General features: G+C 68.1%; 20 protein-coding genes and 1 riboswitch. Of the genes, 17 read left to right on the top strand and 3 right to left on the bottom strand.

Features of this window, described 5'->3' with window-relative positions; all coding sequences use genetic code 11:
- The first annotated feature begins 33 nt into the window (after window positions 1-33).
- The gene (thrS, locus tag EVU97_RS04065) at window positions 34-2,049 is read left to right on the top strand and encodes a threonine--tRNA ligase (protein ID WP_129663698.1); all 2,016 of its coding nucleotides are present in this window, start codon (window positions 34-36) and stop codon (window positions 2,047-2,049) included.
- Window positions 2,050-2,119: 70 nt separating this feature from the next.
- Here thrS and EVU97_RS04060 read toward each other — a convergent pair whose 3' ends face one another.
- Complete coding sequence (locus EVU97_RS04060; RefSeq protein WP_129663696.1) at window positions 2,120-3,445, bottom strand: bifunctional o-acetylhomoserine/o-acetylserine sulfhydrylase; 1,326 nt, start codon at window positions 3,443-3,445, stop codon at window positions 2,120-2,122.
- A 65-nt stretch (window positions 3,446-3,510) separates the two neighbouring features.
- A riboswitch (SAM riboswitch) is annotated at window positions 3,511-3,626 on the bottom strand.
- A 113-nt stretch (window positions 3,627-3,739) separates the two neighbouring features.
- On the opposite strand from EVU97_RS04060, the gene EVU97_RS04055 reads away from it, so the two are divergent.
- The 7 genes from EVU97_RS04055 to EVU97_RS14920 all read left to right on the top strand — a co-directional run bounded on the left by EVU97_RS04055 (window position 3,740) and on the right by EVU97_RS14920 (window position 8,631).
- Entirely contained in the window at window positions 3,740-4,219 is a 480-nt protein-coding gene (locus tag EVU97_RS04055) for a GNAT family N-acetyltransferase (RefSeq protein WP_129663694.1), read from the top strand.
- Window positions 4,216-4,602, top strand: a complete 387-nt coding sequence (locus tag EVU97_RS04050) for a hypothetical protein (protein ID WP_047311559.1) — start codon at window positions 4,216-4,218, stop codon at window positions 4,600-4,602. The genes EVU97_RS04055 and EVU97_RS04050 overlap by 4 nt, the downstream gene beginning before the upstream one ends.
- A gap of 32 nt (window positions 4,603-4,634) precedes the next feature.
- Entirely contained in the window at window positions 4,635-5,204 is a 570-nt protein-coding gene (locus tag EVU97_RS04045) for an HIT domain-containing protein (protein WP_047311560.1), read from the top strand.
- A gap of 110 nt (window positions 5,205-5,314) precedes the next feature.
- Entirely contained in the window at window positions 5,315-5,938 is a 624-nt protein-coding gene (pgsA, locus tag EVU97_RS04040; protein ID WP_129663692.1) for a phosphatidylinositol phosphate synthase, read from the top strand.
- Window positions 5,938-6,894, top strand: a complete 957-nt coding sequence (locus EVU97_RS04035; RefSeq protein WP_129663690.1) for a phosphatidylinositol mannoside acyltransferase — start codon at window positions 5,938-5,940, stop codon at window positions 6,892-6,894. The genes pgsA and EVU97_RS04035 overlap by 1 nt, the downstream gene beginning before the upstream one ends.
- A 4-nt stretch (window positions 6,895-6,898) precedes the next feature.
- Entirely contained in the window at window positions 6,899-8,050 is a 1,152-nt protein-coding gene (locus EVU97_RS04030; protein ID WP_129663688.1) for a glycosyltransferase family 4 protein, read from the top strand.
- Between the two features lie 2 nt (window positions 8,051-8,052).
- Window positions 8,053-8,631: a hypothetical protein gene (locus EVU97_RS14920; RefSeq protein WP_165357867.1), complete on the top strand. Its 579-nt coding sequence runs from the start codon at window positions 8,053-8,055 to the stop codon at window positions 8,629-8,631.
- A gap of 217 nt (window positions 8,632-8,848) precedes the next feature.
- Here the strand turns inward: EVU97_RS14920 and EVU97_RS04020 are convergent, their stop codons facing one another.
- Window positions 8,849-10,786: a potassium transporter Kup gene (locus tag EVU97_RS04020; RefSeq protein ID WP_129663686.1), complete on the bottom strand. Its 1,938-nt coding sequence runs from the start codon at window positions 10,784-10,786 to the stop codon at window positions 8,849-8,851.
- Window positions 10,787-10,993: 207 nt separating this feature from the next.
- Here EVU97_RS04020 and EVU97_RS04015 point away from each other — a divergent pair, with 207 nt between their 5' ends.
- From EVU97_RS04015 to EVU97_RS03975, 9 genes are all read left to right on the top strand, one after another.
- Complete coding sequence (locus EVU97_RS04015) at window positions 10,994-11,767, top strand: YebC/PmpR family DNA-binding transcriptional regulator (RefSeq protein ID WP_047311566.1); 774 nt, start codon at window positions 10,994-10,996, stop codon at window positions 11,765-11,767.
- A 173-nt stretch (window positions 11,768-11,940) separates the two neighbouring features.
- A complete protein-coding gene (gene ruvC / locus EVU97_RS04010; protein ID WP_129663684.1) occupies window positions 11,941-12,588 on the top strand; it encodes a crossover junction endodeoxyribonuclease RuvC in 648 nt (215 codons plus the stop codon).
- Window positions 12,585-13,190, top strand: coding sequence for a Holliday junction branch migration protein RuvA (gene ruvA, locus EVU97_RS04005; RefSeq protein ID WP_129663682.1), 606 nt, complete (start codon window positions 12,585-12,587; stop codon window positions 13,188-13,190). Before ruvC ends, ruvA begins: the two co-directional genes overlap by 4 nt.
- Complete coding sequence (gene ruvB / locus EVU97_RS04000) at window positions 13,187-14,281, top strand: Holliday junction branch migration DNA helicase RuvB (protein WP_225910755.1); 1,095 nt, start codon at window positions 13,187-13,189, stop codon at window positions 14,279-14,281. The genes ruvA and ruvB overlap by 4 nt, the downstream gene beginning before the upstream one ends.
- A gap of 75 nt (window positions 14,282-14,356) precedes the next feature.
- Complete coding sequence (gene yajC / locus EVU97_RS03995) at window positions 14,357-14,713, top strand: preprotein translocase subunit YajC (RefSeq protein WP_129663680.1); 357 nt, start codon at window positions 14,357-14,359, stop codon at window positions 14,711-14,713.
- Window positions 14,710-16,539: a protein translocase subunit SecD gene (gene secD / locus EVU97_RS03990; protein ID WP_129663678.1), complete on the top strand. Its 1,830-nt coding sequence runs from the start codon at window positions 14,710-14,712 to the stop codon at window positions 16,537-16,539. The genes yajC and secD overlap by 4 nt, the downstream gene beginning before the upstream one ends.
- Window positions 16,539-17,675, top strand: a complete 1,137-nt coding sequence (secF, locus tag EVU97_RS03985) for a protein translocase subunit SecF (RefSeq protein ID WP_129663676.1) — start codon at window positions 16,539-16,541, stop codon at window positions 17,673-17,675. Before secD ends, secF begins: the two co-directional genes overlap by 1 nt.
- Complete coding sequence (locus EVU97_RS03980) at window positions 17,675-18,214, top strand: adenine phosphoribosyltransferase (protein ID WP_047311573.1); 540 nt, start codon at window positions 17,675-17,677, stop codon at window positions 18,212-18,214. The genes secF and EVU97_RS03980 overlap by 1 nt, the downstream gene beginning before the upstream one ends.
- A gap of 26 nt (window positions 18,215-18,240) precedes the next feature.
- Window positions 18,241-20,589 (top strand): bifunctional (p)ppGpp synthetase/guanosine-3',5'-bis(diphosphate) 3'-pyrophosphohydrolase, encoded by a 2,349-nt coding sequence (locus EVU97_RS03975; protein WP_129663674.1) that lies wholly within the window; start codon window positions 18,241-18,243, stop codon window positions 20,587-20,589.
- Between the two features lie 32 nt (window positions 20,590-20,621).
- Here EVU97_RS03975 and EVU97_RS03970 read toward each other — a convergent pair whose 3' ends face one another.
- Window positions 20,622-21,128, bottom strand: coding sequence for a GNAT family N-acetyltransferase (locus EVU97_RS03970; RefSeq protein ID WP_129663672.1), 507 nt, complete (start codon window positions 21,126-21,128; stop codon window positions 20,622-20,624).
- Between the last annotated feature and the right edge of the window lie 24 nt (window positions 21,129-21,152).

Below are 21,152 nucleotides of genomic sequence, written 5' to 3'. Positions count from 1 at the left end.
GCGCCCCCATCCCGACTTCCAAGGAGACCTCCCGTGTCCGAACAGATCACCCTGACCGTCGCCGGTGACCAGCGCGAGGTGGAGGTCGGGACGACGGGCACGGACCTGTTCGGCGACGACAAGGCCGTCCTCGTCATGCGGGTCGACGGCGACCTGTGGGATCTGCACCGCGAGGTGCCGGCCGGCGCCGTCGTCGAGCCCGTCACGGCACAGGAGCCCGAGGGCCTCGCCGTGCTGCGTCACTCTGCCGCACACGTGCTCGCCCAGGCCGTGCAGCAGGCCAACCCCGACGCCAAGCTCGGCATCGGTCCGCCCATCACCGACGGGTTCTACTACGACTTCGACGTCGCCGAGGCGTTCACCCCCGACGACCTCAAGAAGCTCGAGAAGGCGATGCTCAAGATCGTCAACGAGGGCCAGACCTTCCGTCGTCGCGTCATCACCGACGCCGAGGGCCTCGAGGAGCTCAAGGACGAGCCGTACAAGTGCGAGCTCATCGGCCTCAAGGGCAACGCGGCCGATGCCGCCGAGGGCGCCGAGGCCGAGGTCGGCGGCGGTGAACTGACGATCTACGACAACGTCCGTCGTGACGGCAGCGTCGCCTGGGGCGACCTGTGCCGCGGCCCGCATGTGCCGTCGACGAAGGTGCTCGGCAACGCCTTCAAGCTGATGCGTTCGGCTGCGGCCTACTGGCGCGGCAGCGAGAAGAACCCGCAGCTGCAGCGCGTCTACGGCACCGCGTGGCCCACGAAGGACGAGCTCAAGGCCTACCTCGAGCGCCTCGCCGAGGCCGAGAAGCGTGACCACCGCAAGCTCGGCGCGGAGATGGACCTGTTCAGCTTCCCCGAAAACATCGGCCCCGGCCTGCCCGTGTTCCACCCGAAGGGCGGCATCATCAAGCGGGAGATGGAGGACTACGTCCGCCGTCGCCACATCGAAGAGGGCTTCAGCTACGTCGGCACGCCGCACGTGTCGAAGGAAGACCTCTTCTACACCTCGGGTCACCTGCCCTACTACGCCGACGGCATGTTCCCGCCGCTGGACCTCGACGGGCAGAAGTACCGCCTCAAGGCGATGAACTGCCCGATGCACAACGAGATCTTCCGTTCGCGCGGACGCTCCTACCGTGAGCTGCCGCTGCGCTTCTTCGAGTTCGGCACGGTCTACCGCGACGAGAAGTCCGGCGTTCTCTCGGGCCTCACGCGCGTGCGCATGATCACCCAGGACGACTCCCACTCCTACGTGACGCCGGAGCAGGCGCCGGGCGAGATCAAGCACCTGCTCGACTTCATCCTCGGGCTGCTGCGTGACTTCGGGCTGAACGACTTCTACCTCGAGCTGTCGACGCGTGACGAGGCCGGCGACAAGAAGGACAAGTTCATCGGCACCGACGAGCAGTGGGAGGTCGCGACGCAGGTGCTCGCCGACGTCGCGAACGCCTCGGGCCTCGAGCTCGTGCCCGACCCGGGCGGCGCAGCCTTCTACGGCCCGAAGATCTCCGTGCAGGCACGTGACGCCATCGGCCGTACGTGGCAGATGTCGACGATCCAGTACGACTTCAACATGCCCGAGCGCTTCGGCCTCGAGTTCCAGGCTCAGGACGGCACGCGTCAGCAGCCGGTCATGATCCACTCGGCGAAGTTCGGTTCGATCGAGCGCTTCCTTGGTGTGCTCGTCGAGCATTACGCGGGGCAGTTCCCGGCGTGGCTCGCACCGGTTCAGGTGCTCGGGGTTCCGGTCGCGGAGGAGTACTACGACTACCTCGGCGAGGTGGGCGAGAAGCTGCGTCGGGCCGGCGTACGCGTCGAGATCGACACGAGCGACGACCGCTTCCCGAAGAAGATCCGCAACGCCTCGAAGTCGAAAGCGCCGTTCATCCTCATCGCCGGCGAGGAGGACCGCGACAACGGAGCCGTGAGCTTCCGTTACCGCGACGGCTCGCAGAAGAACGGCGTGCCGGTCGACGAGGCCGTGGCCGAGATCGCCGCGTACATCGCCTCGCGCAACAACACGTCGCCCACGGCGGCCGAGGCACCTGCCGAGGCCTGATCCACATACGACGAAGCCGCCGCCCCGATTTGGGGTGGCGGCTTCGTCGTAGTCTCCGCGGTGCGGGCGATCAGGCGGAGGCAGCCTTCGCGGCTGCGAAGCCCTTGTCGAGGTCGGCGATGATGTCGTTCGCGTTCTCGATGCCGACCGACAGGCGCACGAGGCCGGGCGTGACGCCGGCGCCGCGGCGGTCGTCGTCACTGCCCTGGCTGTGCGTCGTCGTCGCCGGGTGGATGGCGAGCGAGCGGACGTCACCGATGTTGGCCACGTGCGAGTGCAGCTCGAGGGCGTCGACGAACGCCTTGCCCGCGTCGATGCCGCCGGCGATCTCGAAGGAGAACACTGCACCGGAACCGGTGGGCAGGTAGCGGTCGGCCAGCTCCTTGTACGGGCTGTCGTCCTTCGAGGCGTAGAAGACCTTTTCGACCTGCGCGTGCTCGCTCAGGTAAGCGACGACCTTCTCCGCGTTCTCCACGTGACGCTCGACGCGCAGCGACAGCGTCTCGAGGCCCTGCGCGATGAGGAAGGCGTTGAACGGCGACACGGCGGAGCCGAGGTCGCGCAGCAGTTCGACGCGCGCCTTGAGAATGAATGCGAGGTTCGCGCCGAGCGCCGAACCGACGCCGAGATCGCGGGCGAAAACGAGGCCGTGGTAGCTCTCGCTCGGCTCGTTGAACTGCGGGAACTTCTCCGGCTCCTTGGCGTAGTCGAACGTTCCGGCGTCCACGAGCACGCCGGCGATCGACGTGCCGTGGCCGCCGAGGTACTTCGTCGCCGAGTGGATGACGACGTCCGCGCCGTGCTCGATCGGGCGCAGCAGGTACGGCGTCGCGACGGTGTTGTCGACGAACAGCGGCAGGCCGGCGTCGTGGGCGACAGCGGCAACACCCGCGACGTCGAGGACCTTCTGGTCGGGGTTGCTCAGCGTCTCACCGAAGAGGAGCTTGGTGTTCGGTCGGATGGCGTTCTTCCACGCGTCGAGGTCACCGATGTCCTCGACGAAGGTGGTCTCCACACCGAGACGCTTGAGCGTGTACTTGAGCAGGTTGTACGTACCGCCGTAGAGAGCGGGCGACGCGACGACGTGGTCGCCTGCCTGCGCGACGTTGAGGATGGCGAACGTCGTCGCGGCCTGGCCGGAGGCCAGCAGCAGGGCGCCGACGCCACCCTCGAGCGCCGCGATGCGCTCCTCGACGGCCTGCGACGTCGGGTTGCCGATGCGGGTGTAGATGGGGCCGAGGTCGGACAGGCCGAAGCGGTTGGCCGCCGTCTCGGCGGAGTCGAAGACGAACGAGGTCGTCTGGTAGATCGGCAGCGCGCGCGATCCGGTGTCCCCGTCCGGCACCTGGCCGGCGTGGATCTGCTTGGTCTCGAAAGCCCAGTCCTGAGCGCTCATGACAACTCCTCGAAAGGTCGCTACCCGTGCGCGAACCTCGCACGCGGGGTGCGCCGGAAGCTCTGCTTCCGCGCTTGCCCGGGCGTATCCGACGCCGGGCCAGGTCGTCACCCGGAGCACCCCGCCGCGGTGGGAGGGTTGCCGGCCAGCAAACCGGGGTTTGACGCTGGCGCTCGTGACCTGGTCCGAGGATATCCCGGGCGGTATCGAGGGGCGGGACTCGTGTCTCACATCGTGGTTTGCCGTGCGGCGCGGGGCGTTTGCCGAAGGGTCAAGCCGTGGTTGACTGGCGCCATGACGATCACCATCGCCCGGGCCAGGCGTGACGACGCCTTCGCCTGTGCAGCGCTTCGGTTGCGCTCGGACCTCGAGGAGGGGCACCTGAATCGGGCCGGTTTCGTGACCGAGTACGCGGACGACTTCCTCTCGGCCTTCGACGAGGTACCCACGTGGATCGCCACCCGTTCCGACGGCACCGTCGTCGGCATCGTGCAGTGCGCCCTCGTCCACCGGATGCCGACGCTCGCGCGCGGCGCCAAGCCGTGGTTGTACGTCGCGTTCGTCTTCGTCGTGCCCGACGAGCGTGGCGCGGGACTCGGCGAACGCATGCTCCGCACCGTCGACGCCTGGGCGGACGCGCGCGGCGTCGAGCGGATGCTGCTCAACACGCGTCCGAAGGCGCGCCCGTTGTACGAGCGTCTCGGACTCGGTGCCCCGGAGGAGCGACACATGCACCGCGACGCACCGTTCGCGGCCACGAAGGAGCAGCGATGAGCGACATCATCTGGGCCCTCGACCAGCGCGAGCGCTGCATCGCCTGCCCGTCGAAGCCGGCGGCGAACGCCGTCGTGCTCTACCTCGGTGAGGACGGCTCGCTGCCGCGCGAGAGCGTCGGATCGCTGGCCGAACGTGGCGTCATGGCCGCGGGCGTCGTGTGGGCGGGTGTGACAGCGGAACTCACCGACGACGACTGGCTCGACCTCGAGGACGCCGCAAGCGGCCTCGGCGGACTCGCGAGCGCCGTCGCCGTCGTGGGTGAAGGCGATGCCGCAGCCGTCGCACAGAAAGTGGCAGAGCGCGTGGGCGGCCTGGCCCACGCGGGCGCTGCGAGCGACGAGCGGCTCGTGGAGAAACTCGCCGAGATCGCTCCGGTCTGACCCGGCGCGCGGGTTTCCCTAGGATGGGGCGCATGGTCACGCAGAACGAGGACTTCACTCCCGAGCACGCCGAGTCCGAGCACGACTTCGCGGGGGAGCCCGACGGGTTCGGCCGACTGTGGACGCCTCACCGCATGGCCTACATCGAGGCCGACCGCCCCTCGAGGGACGCCGGCGACGGCTGTCCGTTCTGCGCGGCGCCGGGCAAGGACGACGCCGAGGGCCTCATCGTGCACCGCGGTGAGCACTGCTTCGTCGTGATGAACCTCTTCCCGTACAACCCGGGCCACCTGCTCGTGTGCCCCTACCGTCACGTGCCGCACTACATCGACCTCACGGACGCGGAGACCGAGGAGTTCACGAAGCTGACGAAGCAGGGCATTCGCGCGCTCAAGGCGGCGTCGAACCCGGCCGGATTCAACCTCGGCATGAACCAGGGCGATGTCGCGGGCGCCGGCGTGGCTGCGCACCTGCATCAGCACATCGTGCCCCGCTGGGGTGGCGACATGAACTTCATGCCGATCGTCGGCCAGACGAAGGCTCTCCCGGTGCTTCTCGAGGACAGCCGTCAGCGCATCGCGGCGTCCTGGCCAACCGACTGACGGCCTCGACCTCGCGGGGCGTGCGGCTCGTGAACGCGGGGTGAGATGTGACTCGTCCGGCGCGGCGCGCACCTCGGCTCGACGTATCGAACCGCTACAGTTGAGTCACCATGCTGAACAAGTACGCGCGCGCCTTCTTCTCCGCGATCTTCCGCCCCCTGGCGCAGCTGCTCCTGCGCCTCGGCATCAGCCCTGACGTCGTCACGATCGTCGGCACGCTCGGTGTCTCGTTCGGCGCGCTGTGGTTCTACCCGCGCGGCGAGTTCCTCGTCGGCACGCTGTTCATCACGGCCTTCGTCTTCTCCGACATGCTCGACGGCAACATGGCCCGCCTGTCGGGTCGCTCGTCGGTGTGGGGCGCCTACCTCGACTCCACGCTCGACCGCGTCGGTGACGCCGCCATCTTCGGTGGCCTCGTGCTCTACTTCGCCGGCCAGGGCGACAACTTCCTCATGGCATGCCTCGCGCTCGCCTGTCTCGTGCTCGGTTCCGTCGTCTCGTACGCCAAGGCTCGCGCCGAGGGTCTCGGTATGGAGGCGAACGTCGGCATCGCGGAACGCGCCGACCGTCTCGTCGCGGTTCTCGTCACCACCGGCCTCACGGGCCTGTTCGACCTGCCGTACATCGTCCTGACGATCGTGCTCGCCCTGCTCGCGGTGGCCTCGTTCATCACCGTGCTGCAGCGCATGCTCATGGTGCGTCGCCAGGCGCTCGGCAAGGCTCTCGCGAACTGATGGCTCGGCCCGCTCCCTACCGCAAGCGAGCGCAGGACGCCGCCACCGTTCTCGCCTTCAAGGCCGGATGGCGTGCCGTGCGCGCCCTGCCCGAGCCGGCTGCGTACGCGCTCTTCGAGAAGATCGCGGACGTCCTTCACCGTCGCGGCGGCAAGGACGTCGAGCGGATGCGCTCGAACTACGCCCGGGTCCGCCCGGAACTCGACGCCGCAGCCCTGGACGACCTCACCCGTGAGGGCCTGCGCTCCTACTTCCGTTACTGGTGCGACGCGTTCCGCCTCCAGTCGCTCTCGCAAGACGATCTGCGCTCGCTCGTGCGCACCACCGGTGCCATCGACCAGGTGCGGGCGGACCTTGCGGCGGGGGAGTCGATCGTCCTCTACCTCGGCCACCTCGGTAACTGGGATCTCGCCGGCGCATGGTCCGCCACCGAGCTCGCGCACGTCACGACCGTTGCCGAACGTCTCGAACCCGACGAGCTCTTCCGCGCGTTCCTCGAGTTCCGTGAGGGCCTCGGCATGACGATCATCCCGTTGACGCAGGGCGTCGACGTCATGGGTCAGGTCGAGGCGGCGCTGCGGGTGCCGGGCGCCTTTGCGCCGCTGCTGTCGGACCGTGACCTCACGCAGCGTGGCGTCACCGTGAAGCTCGCCGGACACGACGCGCGGGTCGCCGCCGGGCCCGCGATTCTGGCCCGGCGCACGGGTGCTCGCCTGTACCCCGTCACGATCACCTACGACCCTCCGAGGGGTCGCGCGATGCGAGGCATCGAGATCCGCTTCCACGACCCTGTCGATGCCGGTTCGTCGCCGGACATGCGCGCCGACGTCCTCGCGGCCACGCAGCAGTGCGTCGATGCGTTGTCGACGGCGATCGTCGAGCGCACCGAGGACTGGCACATGATGCAGCGCGTCTTCGTCGACGACCTCGGCAACCGCGCGCCGCGAGGGAACTGACACGATGCGCGTCGGTCTCGTCAGCCCGTACTCGTTCGACGTGCCCGGCGGCGTGCAGCTGCACGTGCGCGACCTCGCCGAGTACCTCATCGGCGCCGGCCACGACGTGAGCGTCCTCGCGCCCGCGGACGACGAGACGCACATGCCCGACTACTTCGTCAGCGCCGGGCGTGCCGTGCCGATTCGCTACAACGGCTCCGTGGCGCGCCTCGCCTTCGGCCCACTGACGGCTGCCCGCGTCAACCGCTGGTTGGAGCGCGGTCAGTTCGACGTCCTGCACGCGCACGAGCCGGTCAGCCCCAGCGTGTCGATGCTCGCCCTGTGGGCGTATGACGGACCCGTCGTGGCGACGTTCCACACCTCCAACGTGCGTTCTCGCGCGCTGCACGCCGCGCACCCGCTGCTTCGTCCTGGCCTGGAGAAGATCACGGGCCGCATCGCGGTGTCGCAGGCAGCGCGTGAGACGGTGGCGCGTCACCTCGGTGGTGACGCGGTCGTCGTCCCGAACGGTGTGTACGTCGACCAATTTGCGCAGGCACCCCAGAACCCTGCGTGGCGCGGCACGGACGAGCGCCCGACGATCGCGTTCCTCGGGCGGATGAACGAACCGCGCAAGGGTCTCGACGTCCTCGTGCGCGCTCTGCCGCAGATCGCCCGCAGCTACCCGGGTGTGCGGCCGCTCGTCGCCGGGCCGGGGGAGCGCGACGAGGTGATCAAGGCCGTTCCCGAGCAGATGCGTGAGCGCATCGAGTTGCTCGGCATGATCTCCGACGCGGAGAAGGCGTCGCTGTTCCGCTCGGTCGACCTCTACGTCGCGCCGAACACCGGCGGTGAGAGTTTCGGCATCATCCTCGTGGAGGCATTGAGTGCCGGGGTGCCGGTTGTGGCCAGCGACCTCGAGGCGTTCGCGCGCGTGTTGGACGGTGGGCGCTGCGGCGTCCTGTTCCGCACGGGCGACGAGGGCGACCTCGCACGCCGTGTGACGGCGTTGCTCGACGACCCCCACCGCCGCGCAGACCTGGCGCGTCGGGGCGCGGAGCGCGCCCGAATCTACGACTGGAGCACCGTCGCACGCCACATCCTCACGGCCTACGAGACGGTGGCGAGCTCGCACGAGGTGAGTGAGCGGACGTTGCGCATCGCGAGGAGGTTGTAGTCGTGCAGGAGTGGACCGTTGTTGCGTTGCTCCTCGCGGGAGCGCTCGCCGTCGCGTGGTACCTGAGCTACACGGCTGCCCGGCTCGACCGTTTGCACGCACGGGTCGAGGGGTCGCTCGCGGCGCTCGACGCCCAGTTGGTGCGGCGCGCGGAGGTGGCCTTGGAACTGGCGAACGGCGCCGACCTCGATGCTGCGAGTGCGTTTCTCCTGGCGTCGGCGGCGAGTGCGTCGCTCGAGGCGTCTGAAGGCGCTCAGATCACCGCGGAGGTGCAGGAGGTGGGCGTGCCCGAGGAACGGGCGCTCATCGAGGGGGAGCTGACGGCGGCCCTCGGCGCGGTGGTCGAGGACTGGGCTCCGGCGTCGGCGGCGGGCACGCAGGTGCGGCGCCGGTTGGCTGACGCGTGTGAGCGGGTGGAGTTGGCGCACCGGTTCCACAACGAGGCGGTGACGGATGTCCGTCGGGTGCGTGCGAAGCCGGTGGTGCGGGCGTTGCACTTGGCGGGTCGCACCCACTTGCCGCGCCCGGTGGAGTTCGACGACCACGTCGAGGGCCTGACGACGACATCCGCCTGGCGCTGAGCACTCTCGCTCCTCGAAAACCCAACCCAGAAATCGCCGCCTGAAAAGCCAGGCAAGCACCCAAGCCACAACGCTCTTCAAGAACCGAACCCGGCTGGAAGCGGACGCCCCCGAAGCGCTGTCGCACCGAGCGTCGGTCCTCGCAAGCTCGGACCGGCGCTCGGTGCGACAGCGCAAGGGAAAAGACAGGCAGATCCTTTTGTAGGGCGCGAGCGCCCTACAAAAGGATCTGCGCTCCCATCATCACCGTCCGCTCCTTGGGGAGGCGGAAGTAGTCGGCGGGGACGGCGGCGTTGTGGGTCATGGCGATGAAGAGCAGTTTGCGCAGTTTGTTCATGCCGGGGCGGCCGGTGTCGAGGAGGCCGATTTCGGAGACGAAGTAGTAGGCGGTGTCGGGGTCGATGTCGACGCCTTGTTCCTTGGCGATGCGCAGTGCGGCGGGGACGTCTTGGTCGTCCTGGAAGCCGTACTTGAGGGTGAGGTGGGTGATGCGGTCGTAGTCGTTGCCGAGTTGGTCGAGGATGACGGTGTCTTGGGGGGCGACGTGGGGCACGTTGGCGCTGAGGGTGCTGACGATGAAGACGTTCTCGTGGATGACGTGGTTGAAGTTGGCGTTCTCGCGCAGGGCGAGGGGCGTCGTGTCCTTGTCGGGGTGGAGGAACACGGCGGTGCCGGGCACTTCGCGCAGGTCGCCGCTGCGGGCTGTTTCGACGAAGGTGGCGAGGGGACCTTCGATGCTCTGGCGGCGGGTGGCGACGATGGCGCGCCCCTTCTGCCAGGTGAGCATGGACATGCCGATGCCGAGTGCGATGACGACGGGTAGCCAACCGCCGTGCAGCAGTTTGGCGACGTTGGCGAGGAAGAAGATGCCTTCGAAGAGGTAGAGCGCGACGCCGAGGGTGACGATGCGCCAGGTGCGCCACTTGAGCGTGCTGTGGGCGTAGACGAGGAACAGCGTCGTCGTCATGAGGAATGTGCCGGTGACGGCGAGGCCGTAGGCGACGGCGAGTTTCTCCGAACTGCGGAAGGCGAAGAGCAGAAGCATGACGCCGATGAAGAGCACCCAGTTGACCCCGGGGATGTAGATCTGGCCCTCTTCCTCCTGGCCGGTGTGACGCACGGTCATGCGGGGCAGGTAACCGGTTCGTTCGGCCTGTCGTGCCACGGAGAACGCGCCGGAGATGACGGCCTGGGAGGCGATGACGGTGGCCATGGTCGCGAGGATGACGAGCGGTAGCTTCGCCCATTCGGGGGCGAGGAGGAAGAACGGGTTCGCGATCTTGTCCGGGTTGGTGAGGATGAGCGAGCCCTGGCCCATGTAGTTGAGGACGAGCGAGGGGAACACGAGGAGGAACCAGGCTCGGGTGATGGGGGCGCGCCCGAAGTGACCCATGTCGGCGTAGAGGGCCTCGGCGCCGGTGACGCACAGGACGATCGAGCCCGCGGCGATGAACGCGATGAAGGGATGCTCGACGACGAACAGCGTGGCGTAGTTCGGCAGGAACGCCTTGAGGATGTGCGGGTCGCGCACGATCTGGCCGATGCCGAGGGCGGCGATGGTGACGAACCACAGGATCATGATGGGGCCGAAGAACTTGCCGACGACCTCGGTGCCCTTGCGCTGCACGAGGAACAGGATCGTGATGATGACGGCGCCGATCGGTACGACGTACCGGTTGAGTCCGGGCCGCACGACTTCGAGGCCTTCGACGGCCGACATGACGGAGATGGCGGGGGTGATCACGCTGTCGCCGAAGAACAGCGATGCTCCGATGACGCCGAGAAGCATGACGACGCTCCAGCGCTTGCCGCCCTTGGGCACTCCCTGGCGCACGAGCGCCGCGAGCGCCATGATGCCGCCCTCGCCGTCGTTGTCGGCGCGGAGCACGAAGAGCACGTACTTGATCGTCACGATGATGGTGAGCGACCAGAACATCCAGGAGATCGTTCCGTAGATGTCTGCCTCGTTGGCGATGACGGCGTTGTGGCTGGCGTTGAACACGCTCTGCACGGAGTACAGGGGGCTCGTGCCGATGTCGCCGAAGACGACACCGAGCGCGCCGAGCACGAGCGCGCCGGCACCCTTCTTCCGGTGCCCGCCGGCCCGCTCGTCAGTTTCCGCAGTGACCGACGCGGACCCGTTCGAAGATGTCACGTCCGAAAGTATGAACCTGCAGTGCCGTGTCGCGGCAACTGTGGTTCACCTGAGCAGATGTGAGGCGAGGAGCGCACCCCGTTAGACTGCCGACAGATCTGACGGGTGGGCGCGCGTGTCGTCGTGAGCCGCCCCGCGGGCCTTCGGCGAAGGAGCACCGCGACAGAACCCCAGAGGAACGGCACGACGGACCAGCGAGAGGGAGACATGAGCGGCCACTCCAAATGGGCGACGACGAAGCACAAGAAGGCTGCGATCGACGCCAAGCGCGGCAAGCTGTTCGCCAAGCTCATCAAGAACATCGAGGTTGCGGCCCGTTCCGGTGGTGGCGACCCGGCCGGTAACCCGACGCTGTACGACGCCATCCAGAAGGCGAAGAAGTCGTCGGTCCCTAACGACAACATCGACCGGGCCGTCAAGCGCGGTTCGGGCGCAGAGGCCGGTGGAGCCGAGTACCAGGCCCTCATGTACGAGGGTTATGCCCCTGGCGGCGTCGCCGTGCTCATCGAGTGCCTGACGGACAACAAGAACCGCGCCGTCGCCGAGGTTCGCACCGCTCTGCAGAAGAACGGCGGCTCGATGGCCGACTCCGGTTCGGTCGCCTACCTGTTCAACCGCAAGGGCGTCGTCATCGTGCCCAAGGACCAGGGAGACAAGGACGACGCGACGGAGGACGGCGTCCTCGAGATCGTCCTCGAGGCCGGTGCCGAGGAGGTCAACGACCTCGGTGAGTCCTTCGAGATCGTCTCCGAAGCGGGCGACTTCGTGGGTGTGCGTGAGGCGCTCCAGTCGGCCGGTATCGACTACGACTCCGCCGAGGCCTCGTGGATGCCGTCGATGGAGGTTCCCCTCGACAAGGACGGCGCGAAGAAGATGTTCCGTGTCATCGAGGCACTCGAGGACAGCGACGACGTGCAGAACGTCTTCGCCAACGGTCAGGTCTCGGACGAGGTTCTCGCCGAACTCGACGCCGAGGACTGATCGGCAAGCACGTCACCAGCGGAAGGCGGCTCGACCCTCGGCGGGTCGGGTCGCCTTCGGCGTGTGCGACGGTAGAGTGATCGGGTGCGAACAGGTGTTCGCATCGACTCATCGTCTTGTCATCTTGTTGGTCAGGTGCCGGGGCGGTCCCGTCAGCGGAAGGAGCGTTGCGCATGCGTGTGCTCGCCGTTGACCCCGGTCTGACGCGCTGCGGCGTCGGAGTGGTTCAGGGCGCTCCCGGCGGTCGCCTGCAGATCGTCACGGTCGGCGTGATCCGCACCGGTGCGGACACCCCACTGCACGAGCGTCTTCACGAGTTGCAGGTGGAACTCGAGGCCGTCTTCGAACGCACCAGGCCGGACGCCGTCGCCGTCGAGCGCATGTTCGCCCGAAACGACGTCTCGACCATCATGGGCACCGCCCAGGCCTCCGCCGTTCCGATGCTCGCTGCTGCGTCGCGCGGGTTGCCGCTCGGTCTGCACACGCCGTCCGAGGTGAAGGCAGCTGTCACGGGCAACGGGCGGGCCGACAAGGCTCAGGTGACGGCCATGGTGACGCGCATCCTCGGTCTCGAGAGCGCCCCCAAGCCCGCTGACGCCGCCGACGCTCTGGCTCTTGCCATCTGTCACCACTGGCGTGGTGCGGGTGCCGCCCGTCGGGCCAACACCGACGGCGAGCGTCCGTTCGCCCCGGCGGCGGCCCAGTACCGTGCCGCAGAAGCTGCTGCGGCGCGTCGATCCCGTTCGGCGGCCAAGCAGTATCGTGAGCCGCTGCGCTCGTCCGCCTCCCGCGACGCCCCCACCCGAGGAGCCCGTCCATGATCTCCAGCCTCACCGGCGCCGTCGCAGCAGCGACGCTCGACACCGTGGTCCTCGAGGTCGGGGGAGTCGGGCTGCTCGTCCACACCACGCCTGCGACGGCCGCCTCGGCGCGCCCGGGGGAGTCGATGCGCCTGGCGACGTCGCTGGTGGTGCGTGAGGACTCGCTCACCCTCTTCGGCTTCGCCGGTGACGACGAACGCGCCCTGTTCGAGCAGGTGCAGACCGTCAGTGGTGTCGGGCCGCGCCTCGCCCTGGCGATGCTGGCCGTTCACGACCCGGCGCAGCTGTCGTCGGCCATCGCGACAGGCAACGTCACCGCCTTGACGAAGGTGCCCGGCATCGGCAAGAAGGGCGCCGAGCGCATCGTCCTCGAACTGCGCGACAAGGTCGTGCCCGTCGGTACGGGCGAAACAGAGGCCACGCCCGAGGTACCTGCCGCGACGACACCGGGTGACTCGCAGGTGGCAGAGGCGCTCGTGGGGCTCGGCTGGAGCGCCAAGCAGGCCGATGACGCCGTGGCCAAGGTCGCCAAGCTGCCCGAGGCCGACGGCGCCACGACGCCCGTCCTGTTGCGCCTGGCCCTACGGGAGCTCGGCCGATGAGTCCGGCACACTTCGAGGACCACAGCGCCGACATCTCGCCGCGCCTCGTCGACCCGCACGGTTCTGAGGACGAGCAGCAGCTCGAAGCGGCCCTGAGGCCGAAGAAGCTGGCCGACTTCCCCGGTCAGGAGCGGGTGCGTGATCAGCTCGGTCTCGTGCTCGAGGCCGCGCGCCGACGCGGTGCGCCGCCGGACCACGTCCTGCTCTCCGGCCCTCCCGGGCTCGGCAAGACGACGCTCGCCATGATCGTGGCGAGCGAGCTCGAGGCCCCTATCCGCATCACGAGCGGACCCGCCATCCAGCACGCGGGTGACCTGGCGGCCATCCTCAGCTCTCTCACCGAGGGCGAGGTGCTCTTCCTCGACGAGATCCACCGCATGGCGCGCCCGGCGGAGGAGATGCTGTACCTCGCGATGGAGGACTTCCGCGTCGACGTCATCGTCGGCAAGGGGCCGGGCGCAACGGCCATCCCGCTCGAACTGCCGCCGTTCACCGTCGTCGGCGCCACCACGCGTGCGGGGCTGCTGCCCGCGCCGCTGCGTGACCGCTTCGGCTTCACCGGCCACCTCGACTACTACAAGGCGAGCGATCTTGCTGCCATCCTCGCGCGCAACGCCGACCTGCTCGGCGTGCCCGCGACACGCGAGGGCATCGAGGAGATCGCCGGTCGCTCGCGCGGTACCCCGCGCATCGCGAACCGACTCCTGCGCCGCGTCCGTGACTACGCGCAGGTGCACGGCCGTCAGGTCGTCGACCTGGGGTCGGCCCGAGCCGCGCTCGACCTCTTCGATGTCGACGCGAGCGGCCTCGACAGGCTCGACCGTGCCGTGCTCGAGGCCCTGTGCCGCCGGTTCGGTGGTGGGCCTGTGGGCCTGTCGACACTCGCCGTCGCCGTCGGTGAGGAGCCCGACACCGTCGAGACCGTGGCTGAGCCGTACCTCGTGCGCGAGGGCTACATGATCCGCACGCCGCGAGGGCGCGCTGCGGCGCCGCTCGCGTGGAGCCACCTCGGGCTCACCCCACCGGAATCGTCCCTGGGCGGCGCGCTGTTCGACCCGGCCGAGGGTGGGGACGGGCGCTTCACCGGGTAGGGTGGTGCGGCCAGTGGTCCGGCACCTGACGTGGATGCGGACCCCGGCAGACCCGAGAACTACGTGAGGACCTTCATGCCGAACATGGTTGCCGCATCGCAGTCGGGAGGCTCCGGCTTCTCGATGCTCCTGCTGCTCCTGCCCTTCCTCCTCATTGCGCTGATGTTCTTCAGCCAGCGCAAGCGAGCCCAGGCGACCCAGAGGGCGCAGGCTGCGCTGAGCGTGGGCGACGAGGTCTGCACGACGAGTGGAATGTACGGCACGCTGCGTCGCCTCGACGACGCCACGGGTGAGGTCGAGGTGGCGCCCGGCACGGTGATCCGCTTCGACCGCCGCGCGCTGCTGCCGGCCAATGTCGACCCGGTCTCCGGTCGGGTTCAGGACGAGAACCGACGCGACGACGCCGCAGGCGCCGAGGGCGACGCACGATGAGCACGCCGACCGGCGCGCCGCACAACATCGACTCGAACCGCCCGAACCGCGCGAAGGCGAAGAAGACTCCGCCGTCCAGCCCGAAGAAGAGCCTCGCCGGCCTCCTCATCGTGTTCCTGGCTCTCATCGGCGGAATCGCGGCAACGGACAGCTGGCTGCCGAAGCTCGGTCTCGACCTCGAGGGTGGCCGTGAGGTCGTCCTCGAACCTGTCGTCACCGGCGGTTCGTCCGTCAACGAGTCGCAGGTCAAGCAGGCCGTCGACATCATCCGTAACCGCGTCGACGCGTCCGGCACCGCCGAGGCCGAGGTGACGACGCTCGGTGCGCGCAACATCGTCGTGTCGATTCCGGGCAACCCGAGCCGTCAGGTGCTCGACTCCCTGTCGCGCTCTTCGCAGCTCGACTTCCGCGCCGTCGTCGCGACGGCCCAGGGCTCGAAGCAGGGACAGTCGCCCTACCGCCTGCCCGAGGTCATCAAGAGCTCCGGCGCGAACCAGGCGACGCCCTCGGGTTCGGCATCGACCTCCCCGTCGGCGAGCTCCTCGGGTGGATCGTCGTCGCCTGCACCGTCGAGTTCCAGCTCGTCGAAGGACGTACTGCCCTCGGCCTACAAGCAGGTCGGCCCGGAGAACGCCAGCGACACCGCGTGGGGCGAGCAGAAGGTCGACGCCGCGTGGGTCAAGGCCGGCATCGCCTCGTCGAACATGACGTACAACCAGCTGCTCCAGGTCTATGCCTGCACGCCCTCCTACCAGGAGGTCGCGGCGAGCATCCCTGCGAACAAGCCGGTTGTCGTCTGTTCGAAGGAGGGCAACGAGAAGCTGCTGCTCGGACCGGTCGAGGTCAAGGGCGCCGATCTCACGGACGCGAGCAGCGGTATGGCCACGAACCAGCAGGGCAACCAGACGGGTGAGATCGCCGTCGACCTCAAGCTCAACGGTGAGGGTAAGACGGCCTTCGCCAACGTGACGCGCCGAGTGGCGCTCCTTCAGGAGCCGCGCAACCGCTTCGCCATCACGGTCGACGGTCAGTCGATCTCGGCCCCGAACGTCCGTGAGCCGCTCACGTCGGGCCAGGCCCAGATCACGGGTGGGTTCACAGCCGAGAGCGGCAAGCTGCTCGCTGACTCCCTCAAGTTCGGTGCGCTGCCGATGTCGTTCAAGGAACTCACGTCCGATCAGCTGAGCCCGGAGCTCGGCTCCGACCAGCTGACGAAGGGCATCATCGCCGGCGCCATCGGTCTCGGCCTCGTCGTCCTGTACTCGCTCTTCCAGTACCGTGCGCTCGGCCTCGTGACGGTCGCGTCCCTGCTCGTCGCAGCGGCCATGACCTACCTCGCCGTGACGCTGCTGGGTTCGGTCAACAACTTCCGTCTGTCCATGGCGGGTGTCACGGGCCTCATCGTCGCGATCGGTATCACCGCCGACTCGTTCATCGTGTACTTCGAACGCGTGAGAGACGAAGTGCGCTCGGGACGGCCACTACGAGCCGCGGTCGACACCGGTTGGGCCCGGGCCAAGCGCACGATCATCATCTCGGACGCGGTGAACTTCCTCGCGGCCGCCGTGCTGTATGTCCTGTCGGAGAGCACGGTCAAGGCCTTCGCGTTCACGCTCGGCCTCACGACGCTCATCGACCTCCTGGTCGTCATGCTGTTCACCCACCCCGTAGTGGCACTTCTCGCCCGTACGAAGTTCTTCGGTAACGGCCACCCGGCCTCGGGTCTCGACCCGGAGCGTCTCGGTGCGCGCACCGCCACGTACGCGGGTCGCGGCCGCGTGACGCTGGCCGACCGTCGCCGCGCAGCTCAGGAGGGCACCGCCTGATGGCCAGCTTCGCAACGTTCGGAAACGACCTCTACACGGGTCGTCGTCAGTTCGACTTCATCGGCAAGCGCAAGCGCTGGTACGCCCTGACCGCCGTGCTGCTCGTCCTCGCCGCAGCCGGTCTGTTCGGTCGTGGCCTCAACTTCGGCCTCGAGTTCACCGGTGGCTCCGAGATCCGCGTTCCCGGTATCTCGAACACGGCCAGCTACGACACGCGTGCTGCCGACGCCGTCACGGCGGTGACGAAGACCGAATCGAACCTGCGTGTTTCGAAGCTCGGTGAGGGCACGGTCCGCGTGCAGGCCGAGAAGCTCGGCGACGGCACCCCGGCCACCACGGAGGCCGTCAAGAACGCCCTGGCCAAGGAGTTCGACGTTCCGGCCACGAGCGCCGAGACCTCGTTCATCGGCCCTTCCTGGGGTGAAAGCGTGACGAACAAGGCCATCGTCGCCCTGTTCGTCTTCCTCGCCTTCGTGTCGGTCGTGCTCGCGCTGTACTTCCGCACGTGGAAGATGGCGGCTGCTGCGCTCATCGCCCTCATCCACGACCTGTTCTTCACCGTCGGTATCTACGCCCTTACGGGTCTCGAGGTGACGCCGGCGACGATGATCGGCTTCCTCACGATCCTCGGTTACTCGATCTACGACACCGTCGTCGTCTTCGACAAGGTGCGCGAGAACGCGTCCGAGGCCTTCGCGACGGGACGCCGCAGCTTCGACCAGGCCGCGAACTACGCCGTCAACCAGATGCTCGTGCGTTCGATCAACACCTCGGTCGTGGCCCTCCTGCCGATCGCGGCGATCCTCGTCGTCGGTGTCTTCTTCATCGGCCCGAGCACGCTGCTCGACATCGCGGTCGCCCTGTTCATCGGTGTGGCCGTCGGTACGTTCTCCTCGATCTTCATCGCGACGCCGGCGCTCACCGACCTGCGTCGCCGTGAGAAGGGCGTGCAGGAGCTGGCGCGTCGCGCCAAGGCCTACCAGAAGCGGGCCGCGGGTGACAGTGACGAGGACGCCGGCCACGGCGCCGACTCCTCGGGTGTGCTGACGAGCCGGGCTGCCTCCGGTGCAGCGAGCGGCGCTTCGGCGACGATGCGTCGTCGTGGTGCACACCCGGCTGCTCAGCGAGACGAGTGATGACGGACTACCAGCAGCGGGTGGCCGGCCTCGTCGCTCGGCACACTCGGGACGTCGCTGACTTCCCGACGCCGGGCGTGGTGTTCAAGGACATCACGCCGCTGTTCGCGAACGCCGCGGCTTTCGGTTCGGTGCTCGATCTCCTCGCGGAGCGTCACGAGGGCGGCGTCGACGTCGTCGCGGGCGTCGAGGCGCGTGGGTTCGTCATCGGGGCACCGCTGGCCCAGCGCATGGGCGTCGGATTCGTCCCGATTCGCAAGAAGGGCAAGCTGCCCGGTGAGGTCGTCGCGCAGTCGTACGACCTCGAGTACGGCTCGGCGACCATCGAGATGCACACCGACGCCGTGAAGCCGGGCGCGCGAGTGCTCGTCATCGACGACGTCCTCGCCACCGGTGGCACGGCTGTGGCGTCGTGCGAGCTCGTCGAAAAGGTCGGCGGAAGCGTCGTCGGGTTCGACGTCCTGGTCGAACTGGCCTTCCTCGACGGCCGAGCACGCCTGGAGCGTTGGCCCGTTCACACGGGCCTCGTCGTCGGCTGAGTGGCGTTTGCCACTACTATCGGCCCATGGTTGAGCAGTCCGGTTCGAGTTCGTCGTCGCGAGTGCGCCAGAGGCTGGTGCGCTTCGGCGGTCCGCGCCCGAGCAACAACCGCGTTCTGGAACCGCTGCTTCGCACCGTTCGCGAGACCCACCCCAAGGCCGACACCGCGCTGATCGTGCGGGCGTACGAGGTCGCGGAGCGCTGCCACCGTCACCAGGTGCGCAAGAGCGGCGACCCGTACATCACGCACCCGCTCGCCGTCGCGACGATCCTTGCCGAACTCGGCATGACGCCGCCGACGCTGGCCGCCGCGCTGCTGCACGACACCGTCGAGGACACGGACTACTCCCTCGACCAGCTGACGAAGGATTTCGGCCCCGAGATCGCCCGCCTCGTCGACGGCGTGACGAAGCTCGACAAGGTCACCTACGGCGACGCTGCGCAGGCCGAAACGGTGCGCAAGATGGTCGTCGCGATGGCGCAGGACATCCGGGTGCTCGTCATCAAGCTCGCCGACCGTCTGCACAACGCGCGCACGTGGCGTTACGTCTCGCAAGCCTCGGCCCAGCGCAAAGCCACCGAGACGCTCGAGATCTACGCTCCGCTGGCTCACCGCCTCGGGATGAACACGATCAAGTGGGAGCTCGAGGATCTGTCGTTCTCGACGCTGTACCCGCAGATCTACGACGAGATCGTGCGTCTCGTGGCCGATCGTTCGCCGGCTCGCGAGTCCTACCTGCGCACCGTGAAGGAGCAGGTCGCGAGCGATCTGCGCGCGGCGCGCATCAAGGGTGAGGTCACCGGACGCCCGAAGCACTACTACTCCGTGTACCAGAAGATGATCGTGCGGGGGCGCGACTTCGAGGACATCTACGACCTCGTCGCCGTGCGCGTGCTCGTCGAGTCGGTACGTGACTGTTACGCAGTGCTCGGCACCCTGCACACGCGATGGACGCCCATTCAGGGGCGGTTCAAGGACTACATCGCGATGCCGAAGTTCAACATGTACCAGTCGTTGCACACGACGGTCGTGGGCCCCGGCGGCAAGCCGGTGGAGATCCAGATCCGTACGTACGACATGCACCGTCGCGCGGAGTACGGTGTCGCCGCGCACTGGAAGTACAAGGACGACGCGAAGCGTGGCGTCGAGAACGCCGGCCCGGCTGCGTCGCCCGCTGCCGGCACGAACGACATGGCCTGGCTGCGACAGCTGCTCGAGTGGCAGCGCGACACGGAGGATCCGGGGGAGTTCCTCGAGTCGCTGCGCTTCGAGGTCGGCAGCCGCGAGCTGTACGTCTTCACACCCAAGGGCGGCATCATCGCGCTGCCGGCGGGTTCGACGCCCGTCGACTTCGCGTACGCCGTGCACACCGAGGTGGGGCACCACTGCATCGGTGCCCGGGTGAACGGACGACTCGCCACGCTGGAGACGACCCTCGCCACGGGTGACGTCGTCGAGGTGCTCACGTCCAAGGCAGATGGCGCGGGTCCGAGCCGCGACTGGCTCGGCTTCGTCAAGTCGCCGCGAGCCAAGAGCAAGATCAAGCAGTGGTTCAGCAAGGAGCGCCGCGAGGAGGCCATCGAGAAGGGCAAGGACGCCCTCGCGAAGACGCTGCGCAAGCAGGGTCTGCCGCTGCAGCGGCTCATGTCGCACGACAGCCTGACGGACGTCGCCACGCGCCTCAACCACGCCGACATCGACGCGCTCTACGCCGCGATCGGTGACGGGCACATCTCCACCGAGGCGGTCGTGCGCTCGCTCGTCTCGGCGCTCGGTGGGGAAGAGGCGACCACCGAGGACATGGCGGAGGCGGCGACGCCGCGCACCGGCCGTCCGCGGATGAAGGCCGACCCGGGTGTCACCGTCGTCGGCACTGACGACGTGTGGGTGAAGCTCGCGCGCTGCTGCATGCCTGTGCCGGGCGACGACATCGTCGGCTTCGTGACGACGGGTCGCGGCGTGTCGGTACACCGCAGCGACTGCACGAACATCGACGACCTCAAGCGTCAACCGGAGCGCCTCATCAAGGTGGCCTGGGCGCCGGGACAGGCGAGCGTCTTCCTCGTCCAGTTGCAGGTGGAGGCGCTCGACCGCAACGGTCTGCTCTCGGACATCACACGCGCCCTGAGCGACCAGCACGTCAACATCCTGTCGGCGGCCCTCACGACGGCGAGCAACCGCGTCGCCGTCAGCAAGTTCACGTTCGAGATGGGCGATGCGAGCCACCTCGACCACGTCATGCGTGCCGTCCGGCGCGTCAGCGGCGTCTTCGACGTCTACCGACTGACGGGCACGGGAGCGAAGGCCAAGGACCAGCCGGGGGAGCCGGGCGACAGTGCCGACGAGACCGGGGTAGCGACACAGAAGAACTGACCCGTTCGACCTGGGCGCGCAGAGAGCTTCAGTCAACCTCGCGTTGGTTCGGGAGTCGTGCCCTTCCACAGGGTCTCGCCGTCGATCGTGATGTCGGTCGGCTCCATCGCAAGCCGCTGCGCGATCCGCTGTGACGCCGTGTGGTCGGGATGGATGTGAGCGATCACGTCGGTGATGCCTCGTTCTCGAAGCTGCTCCATGAGGAGCGAGGCTGCGCGGTGGCCGTAACCGTTTCCCTGCCAGGGGACTCCGATCACCCAGGCGATCTCTGTGGGCCCGGTGTCGACAGGGATGGTGGCCTGAACGAAGCCCACTGGCCGCTCGCCGCTGTCAGTCCGGGCGAAGACGAGTTCGTTGATCCAGATCTCGAGGCCGGCGGGGGAGCCACCTCGGGTTTGAACCGCGTAGCGGCGTTCCAGTTCGCCCGTCGTTGGGGGATGACCGCCCGTGAACCGATAGAGCTCGGGATCCGACAGCACCTCGGACATGTCGGCTGCGTCGCTGACCTGGAGCGGACGAAGTGCGAGGTGCTCAAACATCGTCCCAGTTGATGCCGGTGCGCC

It is taken from the genome of Dermacoccus sp. 147Ba, from assembly GCF_004151355.1.
In the GTDB taxonomy this organism is placed as follows: Bacteria; Actinomycetota; Actinomycetes; order Actinomycetales; family Dermatophilaceae; genus Dermacoccus; species Dermacoccus abyssi.
This window is presented reverse-complemented; position numbering and strand designations above follow the sequence as displayed.